The 12,639-nt window shown below is 48.6% G+C and carries 12 protein-coding genes; 5 read left to right on the plus strand and 7 right to left on the minus strand.

Annotation, left to right across the window (positions count from 1 at the left end):
• Nucleotides 1–29: 29 nt before the first annotated feature.
• From AC53GJ_RS11795 to AC53GJ_RS11805, 3 genes are all read right to left on the minus strand, one after another.
• Complete coding sequence (locus AC53GJ_RS11795; RefSeq protein WP_496727903.1) at nt 30–416, minus strand: VOC family protein; 387 nt, start codon at nt 414–416, stop codon at nt 30–32.
• 116 nt (nt 417–532) lie between these two features.
• Nucleotides 533–3,571, minus strand: a complete 3,039-nt coding sequence (gene ydiJ / locus AC53GJ_RS11800; protein WP_496727904.1) for a D-2-hydroxyglutarate dehydrogenase YdiJ — start codon at nt 3,569–3,571, stop codon at nt 533–535.
• A gap of 176 nt (nt 3,572–3,747) precedes the next feature.
• Nucleotides 3,748–4,059 carry a hypothetical protein gene (locus tag AC53GJ_RS11805; protein ID WP_496727905.1) on the minus strand — a complete coding sequence of 104 codons (312 nt, stop codon included), beginning with the start codon at nt 4,057–4,059 and terminating at the stop codon, nt 3,748–3,750.
• A gap of 261 nt (nt 4,060–4,320) precedes the next feature.
• On the opposite strand from AC53GJ_RS11805, the gene AC53GJ_RS11810 reads away from it, so the two are divergent.
• Nucleotides 4,321–5,019: a substrate-binding periplasmic protein gene (locus AC53GJ_RS11810; protein WP_496727906.1), complete on the plus strand. Its 699-nt coding sequence runs from the start codon at nt 4,321–4,323 to the stop codon at nt 5,017–5,019.
• A gap of 119 nt (nt 5,020–5,138) precedes the next feature.
• Here the strand turns inward: AC53GJ_RS11810 and AC53GJ_RS11815 are convergent, their stop codons facing one another.
• The 3 genes from AC53GJ_RS11815 to seqA all read right to left on the minus strand — a co-directional run bounded on the left by AC53GJ_RS11815 (nt 5,139) and on the right by seqA (nt 10,029).
• The gene (locus AC53GJ_RS11815; protein WP_496727907.1) at nt 5,139–7,634 is read right to left on the minus strand and encodes a glycogen/starch/alpha-glucan phosphorylase; all 2,496 of its coding nucleotides are present in this window, start codon (nt 7,632–7,634) and stop codon (nt 5,139–5,141) included.
• Nucleotides 7,635–7,845: 211 nt separating this feature from the next.
• A complete protein-coding gene (gene pgm / locus AC53GJ_RS11820; RefSeq protein WP_496727908.1) occupies nt 7,846–9,495 on the minus strand; it encodes a phosphoglucomutase (alpha-D-glucose-1,6-bisphosphate-dependent) in 1,650 nt (549 codons plus the stop codon).
• 9 nt (nt 9,496–9,504) lie between these two features.
• The gene (gene seqA, locus AC53GJ_RS11825) at nt 9,505–10,029 is read right to left on the minus strand and encodes a replication initiation negative regulator SeqA (protein ID WP_496727909.1); all 525 of its coding nucleotides are present in this window, start codon (nt 10,027–10,029) and stop codon (nt 9,505–9,507) included.
• Nucleotides 10,030–10,154: 125 nt separating this feature from the next.
• Between seqA and AC53GJ_RS11830 the strand changes: the two genes are divergently transcribed.
• The 4 genes from AC53GJ_RS11830 (at nt 10,155) to fldA (ending at nt 12,014) form a co-directional block, all read left to right on the plus strand.
• Nucleotides 10,155–10,916, plus strand: coding sequence for an alpha/beta fold hydrolase (locus tag AC53GJ_RS11830; protein ID WP_496727910.1), 762 nt, complete (start codon nt 10,155–10,157; stop codon nt 10,914–10,916).
• Nucleotides 10,917–10,977: 61 nt separating this feature from the next.
• Nucleotides 10,978–11,199 carry a DUF2788 domain-containing protein gene (locus AC53GJ_RS11835; RefSeq protein WP_496727911.1) on the plus strand — a complete coding sequence of 74 codons (222 nt, stop codon included), beginning with the start codon at nt 10,978–10,980 and terminating at the stop codon, nt 11,197–11,199.
• Nucleotides 11,199–11,471 carry a LexA regulated protein gene (gene ybfE, locus AC53GJ_RS11840; RefSeq protein WP_496727912.1) on the plus strand — a complete coding sequence of 91 codons (273 nt, stop codon included), beginning with the start codon at nt 11,199–11,201 and terminating at the stop codon, nt 11,469–11,471. Before AC53GJ_RS11835 ends, ybfE begins: the two co-directional genes overlap by 1 nt.
• Before the next feature lie 12 nt (nt 11,472–11,483).
• Nucleotides 11,484–12,014 (plus strand): flavodoxin FldA, encoded by a 531-nt coding sequence (gene fldA / locus AC53GJ_RS11845; protein WP_496727913.1) that lies wholly within the window; start codon nt 11,484–11,486, stop codon nt 12,012–12,014.
• A 70-nt stretch (nt 12,015–12,084) separates the two neighbouring features.
• On the opposite strand, the gene AC53GJ_RS11850 is transcribed toward fldA, so the two are convergent.
• Entirely contained in the window at nt 12,085–12,561 is a 477-nt protein-coding gene (locus AC53GJ_RS11850) for a DUF4442 domain-containing protein (protein WP_496727914.1), read from the minus strand.
• Between the last annotated feature and the right edge of the window lie 78 nt (nt 12,562–12,639).

A 12,639-nucleotide genomic window follows, 5' to 3' on the forward strand; every position in this document is an offset into this window, starting at 1 on the left:
ACTCAGCACGGCTTTGTTATCACTGCCCTTCAGACTTCGGGCATATTATGTACACCCACTTTATTACCGGCCGGATCTAAAAACATGCCGATAAAGCCATATTCACCAATACTGGTTTTTTCCAATAACACCTGACCACCAGCCGCATTCACCCGCGCCAATACTTCGGCACAGTCTGTTGCCGCAAAATAAATAGTACAACCTGACGCATTGGGTTGCGCTTCAGGCCCGCACACCAGTGCGCCACCACAACCGGGTTGATTTGACTCAGCCGGAAACATCGCCATCTGATCAGCTCCCATCTCTAATCGGGTTAATTCAATCTGTAATATGGTCTGATAAAAGTTTTGGCTGACGGCCAAATCTGTCGCCGGAATTTCGAACCAACAAACAGGGTTAATTGGATTTGCTGACATACTGAACTCCTGTAATTGCTTGTGGATAGGCCCTGTGATCACACAGCGACCGGGAACAGAAGTATAGTCAACAGCACAAAAAGTGCTGCACCCAATGGAGCAGCACTATGAGGAGGTTATGGCAGCAGTTGCAGTAATTGTTGTAATGGATGCAAAGGCTTGCGGCCTTCATAACGTTTGACCTGACTACGACAGGAAAAACCCGTCACCAGAATCTGCTCAGGTTGCAAAGCAGCAATTGGCTGTTGCCAGCTCATATCATATAAAGCCCGGCTGTTGTGCTGGTTTTGTGCTTCGTGGCCATAAGTGCCCGCCATACCACAACACCCCACCGCCACCACATCCAGTTGCAGACTGGCGCGGCTAAAAATCTGTTGCCAGCTTTTCTCCGTCGCTGGCAGCGCGGTTTTTTCGGTGCAATGGGCGAACAACTTAAACGCAGCACCGGACTGTAAGGCAGGCAGTGGCTGTTGTTGCAGCCATTCATGAAACAGCTGCACTTCGAAATCACCGCGCCGATCGCCCAGCGCTTTGCGGTATTCATCGCGATAGACCAGCACCAGCGACGCATCCAGGCCCAGCATAGGCAAACCTAACGGCTGTAACTGATTCAAGAACTCAGCTGCCGTTGCCGCGGTCAATGCAAACTCACGCAAAAAACCTTTTACATGCTGCGGTTTGCCATTGGGTAAAAATGGCAATAGTTGTGGCATAAAACCAAGCTTTTCCAGCAATTGCAGCGCATCCGCTACTAAATCAGCTTCATAAAAACTGGTAAAAGGATCTTGCACCAGCAACACCACCCGGCTGCGTTCTGCAGCTGACAACTGTTGTAACAGGCCCAAATCAAACTGATAGCGGCCAGCGGTACGCTGGGCTAAAGTCGGCACCGACAACAAGGGGGAATCGACGTACCCGACATATTTTTGTAGCAAGTAGCTGACCGGTGTTAACTGCAAAGCAAAGTTGACCAGCCGCGGAGCCCTTGCCAGCAACGGCGCGGTCCGTTCAATACCCGCCACCACATAATCCTTCATTGGCCGCAGATACCGGCTGTGGTACAGCTGCAGAAAACGCGCCCGAAACGATGGCACATCCACTTTAATCGGACATTGACCGGCACAAGCCTTACAAGCCAGACAACCTTCCATCGCCGCCATCACTTCGTGTGAAAAATCTGCCTCGCCACGGGATTTACCAACGCTATTCCGCAACTTCTGCAGCCATTGCACCGGGCCTTTACCGGCTAACAACTGCTGTTCCTGTGTCAGCACATCCACACCCTGCTGTGCCATCAGCCGCAACCATTCCCGCATCAGGCCGGCCCGACCTTTCGGACTATGTTGCCGGTCTTTGCTGACCTTACTGGATGGGCACATCGGCGAATTTTCTTCATAATTAAAACACAGGCCATTGCCGTTACAGTTGGTGGCACTATCAAAACTTTGCCGCACAGCAATGGGGATCTGCCGATCGTAAAAACCGCGTTTGACGCCATCGACACTGACCAGTTGCTCATCGCTTTGCCATGGTGTACAAATCTTACCAGGGTTCATCCGGTTATCAGGGTCAAAAGCCGCCTTGATTTTACGCAGCTCATTGAAGAGTGTGTCACCAAAAAAAGCCGGTCCATATTCACTGCGATAACCTTTGCCATGCTCGCCCCACATCAAGCCGCCATATTTGGCGGTTAAAGCCACCACTTGATCAGACACTTGTCGTAGCAGTTTTTCCTGCGCCGGATCGCACATATCCAGCGCAGGCCGCACATGCAACACACCGGCATCAACATGACCGAACATGCCATAACTCAAGCCGTGACTGTCGAGTAAAGCACGAAATTCCATAATAAAATCAGCCAGATTTTCTGGCGGCACCGCAGTATCTTCAGTAAAAGGCACTGGTTTTTGCACGCCTTTGGCATTCCCCAATAAACCCACTGCTTTTTTACGCATGGCATAAATTTGCTGGATAGCGGCTAAATCGTAAGTCAACTGATAGCCAATAATACCGCTGTCACCATTGTTGAGCGCTTGTTGTAAACGTTGCTCCAGCAACTGAACTTTATCTTGCATCTCGGCGGCATCTTCAGCGTTATATTCCACCATATTCAAGCCAGCCATGGTTTTACCCGGCACGTCTTCAATAAAGTTTTTCACCTGATGCCAGATAATGTCATTACGGGCCAGATCCAATACTTTGCTGTCAACGGTTTCGACGGACGTTGCCCGGGCTGCCACCAGAAAAGGTGCATTGCGCAGCGCACTTTCGAAACTGTCATATTTGACATTGATCAGACATTTAAAAGGCGCGATCGGCGTGACATTTAACTTCGCTTCAGCGACAAAAGCCAACGAGCCTTCAGCACCGGTCAGTAACCTGCTGAGATCAAAACGGGTAAGTTCAGCATCCCAGACATGTTCCAAATCGTAGCCGGTTAAAAACCGGTTCAGGCGCGGAAATTTTTGCAGGATTTGTTGCCGGAACTCGATGGTGCTTTGCAATACTTGCCGGTAGATAGCGCCGATCCGATCAGGCTGTTGCGCCAACTGTTCGGCCTGCTGGCGGGACATCGGGCTGGTCTCAAGCACTGTACCATCCACCAGCACCGACCTCAGCGCCAGCACATGATCACTGGTTTTACCGTATACCAGCGATCCCTGGCCCGAAGCGTCAGTACTAATCATGCCACCGATTGTGGCACGGTTGGAGGTCGACAAATCTGGCGCAAAAAAGAAACCATGGGGTTGCAGAAAAGCATTCAGTTGGTCTTTAATCACGCCAGCCTGTACTTTGACCCAACGCTGCTCTGGATTAAATTCGAGGATTTGCCGCATATGACGCGACAGATCCACCACCAGATGTTCAGTCAGCGCCTGACCATTGGTACCAGTGCCACCACCGCGCGGGCTGAATTTTAAAGCAGCAAAAGCCGGCGCTTGAGCAATCCGGCTGATCGTTTGCAAATCTGCCATCGTGCGTGGCAACAACACCGCTTGCGGTAATGCCTGATAAACACTGTTATCGGTTGCCACGGCCAGCCTGGCAGCATAACTGGTTTCAATATCACCAGCGAATCCGGCCGCCTGTAAGGCCGCAGTATAATCCAGCACCAGAGGAGATAACGTTTGTTCAGGCGATAGCTTAGGGAGCATATTCAGACACAACTTGGATCAGAAAAGCTGAGTATACCACTGCCATGTCACAGATTTTAAGCGGAAAACTGAAATTCAGCGCTGTTTTAGCAAAGCTGGTGCTCCATCGCGAAAACAGCTGACAAAGCATAAGCTCAGCATCGGTATCGGCCAAAGCGCGGCATGATATCGTGGTTTTAATCCGGTTGTTTATCTGCCCGAATCACTTCACCTTCAATCACAATGCCACTCTGGCTTGCGGTCGGTGTTTGCTGCTGGTATTGCGCTTGCGCTGCCGCCATTTTTTGCAGCAATTGCCGTCGTTTCCACCACAACCAGGGTAATAATAATACCGCCAAAGTTGCAACTAACATCAGAATACCGACACCAAACACTAAGAAAAACAGCGCTGCCACGACAATCAGCAGCAAACCAAATATACCCGGTGGTTTCGAACGACCCAGCCGGAACATCATCGGATCCGGACCTTGTTGCCAGGAATTTTTCATCAATTACCTCTTTGAGACTTAACTTGCACAGCGCCACAACAACTGGCATCACACTATCATGGGGGCAGTGCAGCCAAGTTTATAGTCTGACCCGGATAAAAAAATTAAATTCCTTGCCCGCTACAGATTTAGCCTAAGCCAGACGAAGACGTGTTTACCGTTAACTTGCCGGATAATCTTGGCTCTGGTACTTTGAGAGTATAGTGATCGAGCTGAGATAACAAAATGAAACGACTGCTGCTTGCTTTGTGCTTGTGCAGCATGGATGCGTTCAGCTGTACGCTGAAAGTTCAGGTACATGATTTTCCGCCTTATTCCTATCTGGTGAACCAGCAGTGGCAAGGCAGCCGGGTCGTCTTATCGCAACGACTGGCCAGTAAACTGGGTTGTCAGCTGCAATATCTAGATGTCAGTTGGGGTCGTGCTCTGCTGCTGATGCAAAGCGGCGAGCTGGATTTAATGTTTAATCTGAGTAAAACCAAACAGCGGGGCTCCTTTATGGCATTCCTGGCCCCCCATCACAACGAAGTACTGACGCTGGCGGTGCATAAAAATCTGCCACAATGGCAACATCTGAGCAGTTTTGCTGAGTTGAAAAATTTCCCAGGCCGCATTGCCATCACGCAAGGCAGCTTTTTGGGCGAAGCCTTTCAAACCTTTGCCTCTGATCCGCAGCAGCAAGCTAAGTTATTGGCAGTGCCGCATCGCAAAGCAAAAAATGAGCTGGTGGTTAAAGGCCGGGCTGATGCGGTGATTGAAGATCAGGCTTATTTACAGTATGCCATCGCCACTTTTCCTGAATATCAACAGTTGCTGCTGACCAGTTTCGTGATTGCGGAAACTGAGGTTTATCTGGCCCTGAGTAAAAAATCCCCTTGGTTTGCCAAACAGGCAGAAATGGAACAAGCGATTGCTGAATTGCAGCACGCGGGTTTGTGGCATAGTGAGCAACAACCCTGAATCAAGGTTTCTGCTGCAAAATTAACAAGGCCGTACTGCAACACCGGATAAAACAATATCAAGTGCAGCAATACAGCCCTTTTTGCCTGCGGCCGCAACGCCGCTGGCAGCACAAAAGTTTATTGCTGTTTAATCTGGCATTTACTCAGTTTCCACACCCGCTCGACATAATCTTCAATCGAACGGTCGGAAGTAAACTTACCAACGCTGGCAGTATTGAGGATGGCCTTTTTCGCCCAGCCTGCTTTATCACGATACCAGGCGTCGATCGTTTCCTGCGCTTTGACATAGCCATTAAAATCAGCCATTACCAGATAGTGGTCGCCACCTTCAAGTAAACTGCGTTTAATCGCCGCCAATTCGCCAGGTTTACCTGGGGTAAAATAATCAGTCTCCAGCCAATCCAGGATCGCTTTCAGTTCCGGGTTATTGTAGTAATAATCCCAGCTGTTATAACCTTGTTGGTATAAGGCTTTGACTTCATCCACCGTCAAACCAAAAATGGCAATATTCTCCGCCCCAACCTCTTCGGCAATTTCAATATTGGCCCCATCCAGCGTACCGACAGTTATAGCGCCGTTTAGCGCCAGTTTCATATTACCGGTACCGCTGGCTTCTTTGCCGGCAGTTGAGATCTGCTCAGAGACATCGGCCGCCGGGATCATTTTTTCTGCCAGACTGACGCGGTAGTTTGGCATAAACACTACTTTCAACCGGTTTTTCACCCGCTTATCGTGGTTGATTTTTTCGGCGATTTTATTGATGGCATAAATAATTTCTTTTGCCAGTTTATAGCCAGGAGCTGCCTTGGCACCAAACAGGAATACTCTTGGCACCATATCGTAATCAGGATTTTGTAAAATCCGACGGTACAGCGCCAGAATATGCAATAAATTCAGGTGTTGCCTTTTGTATTCATGCAGACGTTTGATTTGCACATCAAATAACGCATGCGGATCAATCGCAATGCCAGTCAGTTGTTTCACTACATCTGCCAGCTCAGCTTTGTTTTGTTGTTTGATCGCCATAAAAGCGTCTTGCATCGCCGGATCGTCGGCAAAAGCTTTTAACTTCGTCAAATCAGTCAACTGGGTTGGCCATTGCTTGCCAATGGTATTATCCAATAATTTAGCCAAACGCGGATTACAGGCTTTCAGCCAGCGTCTTGGCGTGACCCCATTGGTAATATTGGTAAATTTATCCGGCCACAGCGCCACCATTTCCGGGAATAAATCGGATTTGACCAGCTGCGAGTGAATTTCAGCCACCCCATTGACCCGGAAGGAACCCACCACCGACAAATGCCCCATCCGCACCATCGGCTCGTGGCCTTCTTCGATAATGGAAAGTTTACGTTTTTTCTCCACATCACCAGGCCAACGCACATCCACCAGCTCCACCAGAAAACGCCGGTTAATCTCATAAATGATTTCCAGGTGCCGTGGCAGCACTTTTTCAAATAACCGGACCGGCCAGCGTTCCAGCGCTTCTGGTAATAACGTATGGTTGGTGTAGGCAAACACATGCTGGCAAATATTCCAGGCATCTTCCCAGTTCATTTCTGCCCGGTCGACCAAAATCCTCATCAGTTCCGGAATGGCCACCGCAGGATGGGTATCATTAAGCTGGATCGCAACTTGCTGCGAGAACTGACTCCAATCGTCGCCATGGGCGCGTTTATAACGACGGATAATGTCTTTCAGCGAACTGGAGCAGAAGAAGTATTGCTGAATGAGCCGCAACTCTTTGCCGGCGTCGGTATCATCATTCGGGTACAACACCTTAGAAATAGTTTCAGCTTCGATGTTTTCCCGCGCCGCATCGACATAACCACCGGAGTTAAACACGTCCCAATTAAAGAAATTACTGGCTCGGCTTTCCCACAATCTCAGCACGTTGACCGAGCTGCCGTTAAAACCGACAATCGGAATATCCCACGGCACCGCTTTAATAATCCGGCCCGGGTGCCAGACTTTTTTCATTTTGCCTTGCAGGTCATACACAGTTTCAACATAACCGTACACCGAAATTTCCTGCGCCGATTCCGGCCGGCAAATTTCCCATGGATTGCCATATTCGCGCCAGCTGTCCGGCCGCTCAATTTGAAAACCATGCTGGAACTCTTGTTTAAACAAACCGTGTTCGTAGTGAATGCCATAGCCAATGGCCGGATAATTCAGCGTTGCCAGCGAGTCGATAAAACAAGCCGCTAGCCGGCCCAACCCCCCGTTGCCGAGCGCCATGTCTTCTTCTTGCTGTTCTAAGTCAGCAATGTCCAGACCAAGCTCTGCTAACGCCAGTTTGGCAGCATCATAACAACCAAGGTTATGCAGGTTATTACTGAACAAGCGCCCCATCAGATATTCCAGACTGAAATAGTGCACAGCTCTGGTGTTTTGCTGATAGTGAGTACGCTGCGTATTGCGTAAGCCGTCATAGACGTATTCATTCACCGCAGCACAAGTCGCACGCCACCAGGCTTGTGGGCTGGCTTTGTTAACATCAGTGCCGAGGGTGCCATGTAAATGGCGAATAATTTTATCTTTCAGTTCAGCCGCAGTTGGCAGTGTCGCCACTGCGACAGTTGTGGTTGGAGCAGTCGTTTTTGCGTTCATAAGCCAGTTCCGGTTTGCCTAATCCAATGGTTGGTTGCAGTCGCGATGGCAACTGCAACCCTGCATCTGCGCAGCTTGTGAGTGCCCGCTGGCACGCTGCTTAATCGTTCTTGTAGTAAAATTACAGAATGTCAGGCAATACGTCAAGGAAACGGCAGTGAGCGGCGGCAACATGTAATTTTATTACATACGAATGCAGCCGCTTGACAGCTTATTTTATCTGCTGAAAAACCTGTGCCACAAAGGCTTTGGCATCCGTTTCCAACCGCAGCAGATGGTCCTGATCAACAAAACTTTCCAGATAAATTTTATAGCTATTTTCAGTGCCAGATGGCCTGGCGGCAAACCAGCCATTTTGGGTAACCACTTTGACACCGCCAATGGCAGCCTGATTGCCAGGCGCTTTGGTCAGTACCGCCAGGATCGGATCGCCAGCCAGCATGGTCTGGGTGACAGACTGCACATCCAGATTTTTCAGCGCATTTTTTTGCGCAAAATCGGCGGGAGCGTCCAGTCGACGGTACAGCGGCGCGCCAAATTCACGCGTCAATGCCTGATATTGCATATAAGGATCAACGCCAGTTTTGGCCATCATTTCAGCCGCCAGCAAGCCCAAAATAAAACCATCTTTATCTGTCGACCAGACCCGGCCATCAAACCGCAGAAAACTGGCGCCGGCCGATTCTTCCCCACCAAACACCAGCTCACCCTGGTGTAATCCATCGACAAACCACTTAAAGCCCACCGGTACTTCATACAAAGTACGGCCGCGGCCAGCAACGACTCGATCAATTAAGGCGCTGGAGACCAGGGTTTTACCAATTTTTTTATCCAATCCCCAACCCGGCCTGTTACTCAGCAGATAATTAATCGCCACCGCCAGATAATGATTGGGATTGAGTAAACCGCCACTGCGAGTGACGATGCCATGACGGTCAAAATCCGGATCATTGCCGATACCAATATCAAACTGATCTTTCAGTTTAATTAAATTAGCCATTGAATACGCTGAACTACAATCCATCCGGATTTTGCCGTCTTTATCCAGCGGCATAAAACTAAAGGTCGGGTCCACCACCGCATTGACTACGGTGATATCTAACCCATAAAAGCTGGCAATTTTCGGCCAGAAAGCAATACCGGAACCACCTAGCGGATCCACACCAATCTTGATGCCTGCTTTGGCAATAGCAGCCATATCAATCACATTGGCTAAATCTTCGATGTACGGTTGCAGATAATCATATTCAACGTACCCCGGCTGCGCTGTGGCAACCTGGTAATCGAGCAATTGCACGCCGGCAAGATTCGCAGCAATCAGGGCATTGGCGCGATTTTCAATCCAGAGCGTCGCATCAGTATCGGCCGGCCCACCATGTGGAGGGTTATATTTGATACCGCCGTCTTCTGGTGGATTATGCGAAGGAGTAATCACAATACCATCCGCCAGTGCCGCCGGCTTAGCTTGGTTAAATTGTAAAATAGCATGAGAAATGACAGGTGTCGGGGTAAAACCACCACCCGCTTGCACCCGTAACTGCACGCCATTGGCAATCAACACCTGCACGGCACTGACAAAAGCCGGCTCAGATAAAGCATGAGTGTCTTTACCGAGAAATAATGGCCCGGTAATACCCTGCGCCAACCGATACTCAGCAACCGCCTGGCAAATGGCCAAAATATGCGGTTCGTTAAACGATTTTTCTGCTGCACTACCGCGATGACCGGAAGTACCAAAACTCACCCTTTGCGCCTGTTCACTGGCATCAGGTTTCAAGCTGTAATATTGCGTACATAACGCAGGAATATTCGCGAGCGAAGTCGGTGGCGCTTTTTGTCCTGCCAAAGGGTGAACAGACATAAATAATCCTTATAAAAAGTCTCTGATTTGTTCGGCTTCAGTCTGGTTATAGCCCAGTTTTAAAGCAGCTTCGGTTAACATCATTTTTTTGCGGGTGGTATTGGAATTGGTGATCACCCAGAAATCACTATTGGGGATTTGTTTCGGATTGGTACTGCTACCCGCTTCCAGTAAATCGGTTTCTTTGCGGCCAAAATACAATCTATTGCGGCCCTTAATCTCCAGCACGGCAGCAAATTGTGTTTTATGGGCCCGGGCCAGCGCAGATAAAATAATTAAAAAGCGTCCAACCACACTGAGCTCTGCCTGTAAATCCTGTTTACTCAGAATATCAAACACTTTTTGGCTGCTGGCAACAGGGGCTGCGGCTTTTGCTACCACAGCTACTGGTGTGGCATCCACTGTCGCTATTTGCCCGACAGTTGCTTCAGGTAACAGCAGCCGGCGCAAAATTTCGGAAGCACTTTCCCCAATCTGCTGGGTCTGTCCGGCGATGTAATGATAGAGCTCATCATCAATTTCGATTGTTTTCATAAAGATACCTTAAAACCCACACTGCGGTGATGCATTATATAAATCGACACTGGCTGACGCCAGCCCTGCTTTTTGTTAGGCTGTGCCCAGCAAACGCCGAAATTGGCGCTGATCGAAGGAAAACCATGATATTACATAGTGACATAACAGGCCAAGGTGAACCACTGGTATTGATCCATGGACTTTTTGGTAGTTATGATAATTTAGGGGTGATTGCCAGAGCATTACACTCTCATTTTCAGATTATCAATCTGGATGTACGCAATCATGGTCGCTCGGCACATGCCGCCGGTATGAGCTATCCGGAATTGGCAGAGGATGTGGTACAAACACTGGATCAGTTAGGTTTTAGCCAGGTCGCAGTGTTAGGACATTCAATGGGCGGCAAAATTGCCATGCAATTGGCATTGAGTTGGCCAGAGCGCGTCAACAAACTGATCTTGGCAGATATTTCCCCTGTAGCCAATCATCCGCGTCACCAGCATATTCTGCAAGGCTTAACTGCTGTTGCAACTGCTGGGTTACAACAACGCAGCCAGGCGGATCAGTTACTCAGCCAGTATATTGCTGAAAGCGGTGTCCGGCAGTTTTTATTAAAAAGTCTCTACAAAACCGAAGATAGCTTGCAGTGGCGGTTTAATCTGCCGGCATTAAACGCGCAATATCCGCAAATTCTGCAAGCACCAGAGGCCAGTGGTTGTTATGCCGGACCGACCCTCTTTATCAAAGGCGGCAACTCAGATTATATCCAGGCCAGCCATCAGAGTGAGATCCTGCGGTTATTTCCCGCCGCCACCGCCAAAATCATTCAGGGCACCGGTCATTGGTTACATGCCGAAAAACCAACTGCCTTCAGTAAGATAGCGCTGGATTTTTTATTGCGTTGACGCAACATTTTTTTGCCACTTTTGTGCTATAGTGCGCGCGTTTTTTTTGAAGGTCAGCACCATGTTAAATGAATATATGGAACAAATTGAAGCGGCCAGTCTGTGGTTTTTCCTGTCCGTGTTATTTTTCTTAATTGGCATGGCCATTCAGGACGTCTTAAAAAAAGGCGATGTACCAAAATTTGGTCGGGTTTTCGTCTGGATTGTATTATTTCTGGGTTGCGCCGGTTTTTTGGCCAAAGGAGTGATCCAATTTATATATGAGTCACAAGGGTTAGGTTAATGGCCAAGATCGCCACCGATCGCACCACAATTGATTTATTTGCTGCAGAAAAGCGGCCAGGACGGCCAAAAACAAATCCTTTACCGCGGGATGAACAATTACGGCTGAACAAGCGTAATCAAGTCAAACGCGACAAGAATAAAGGTTTAAAAAGGATCGAGTGCAAGGTCACAGAGCAACTGTACCTGCAACTTGATGCCAAAGCGCAAGCACTGCAAATCACCCGCAGTGCGCTGATTGAACAACTGTTAGCTGAAGCTTTACATAAGTAGGACGGGTCTATTATGGCAACTGTAGGTATATTTTTTGGCAGCGATACCGGTAACACCGAACATATCGCCAAAATGATCCAAAAAGAATTGGGTAAAAATTTAATTGCGGTACATGATATTGCCAAAAGCAGCAAAGAAGATATCGCCGCTTACGATTTACTGATGTTCGGCATTCCGACCTGGTATTACGGCGAAGCGCAATGTGACTGGGATGATTTTTTTCCGGAACTGGAAAATATCGATTTTAACAATAAGCTAGTCGCTATTTTTGGCTGTGGTGATCAGGAAGATTATGCTGAGTACTTCCTTGATGCGATGGGCACCTTACGCGATATCATTGAACCTAAAGGCGCTATCCTCGTCGGTCAATGGCCAACGAAAGGCTACAACTTTGTCGCCTCAAAAGCCTTAGCTGACAACGATCATTTTGTTGGTCTTGGCATTGACGAAGACCGTCAGCCTGAACTGACAGAAAGCCGGGTCAAGCAGTGGTGTAAACAGATTTATGAAGAACTGAGCTTAAAAGATCTGGAAGGGCTGTAGGCCGCCCAGGGGTCATTGTGGTCAGCGAACTGAGAGACTATATCTTCCAGTTCGCTGCCACGCTTTGCTCTCAGCTAGATGCAGGCCGGTGTTGTTTTTTCTTACGAATATAAACAGTCCGGTTCACTTCACAAATAATCTGCTGCCGCTCATCTTTGATATGCACCAGAAACTGCGGAAAATATTTTTCGCCTTGTGCTGTTGCCTGTTTGATCTCAGCAAGCACAGCATCCCCCAGCCAGAACTCTGCGGTGATCTTGCCCCGGCCTGGCGTGATAAAATCGATATCGGCTTTTTTGTCCCATACCAGATACTCTTTGCCCAGAGCGCCCATCAACAGCAACGGATACATTGGATCTGTCATGGCAAACATAGCGCCACCAAACTGACTGCTGTTGATATTGCGCCGCCAGGGTCTGTCATTCAGGGTGACTCTGGCATAACGATAATCATCAGACAAAACTGCCACTTTAATGCCGTTAAAGAAAAACGGTGGCCAAAAATTTAATAAGTGCCGCATCACGGCTGGTTTAAATGCCCAACGCATCTTTCCACCTTGTCTGGTATGACCTGTAACAGGAATGATAACGTGAATTTCTGCTAACTCCAACAGTTACAAGATTAA

Source organism: Rheinheimera sp. B2H12 (assembly GCF_059620065.1).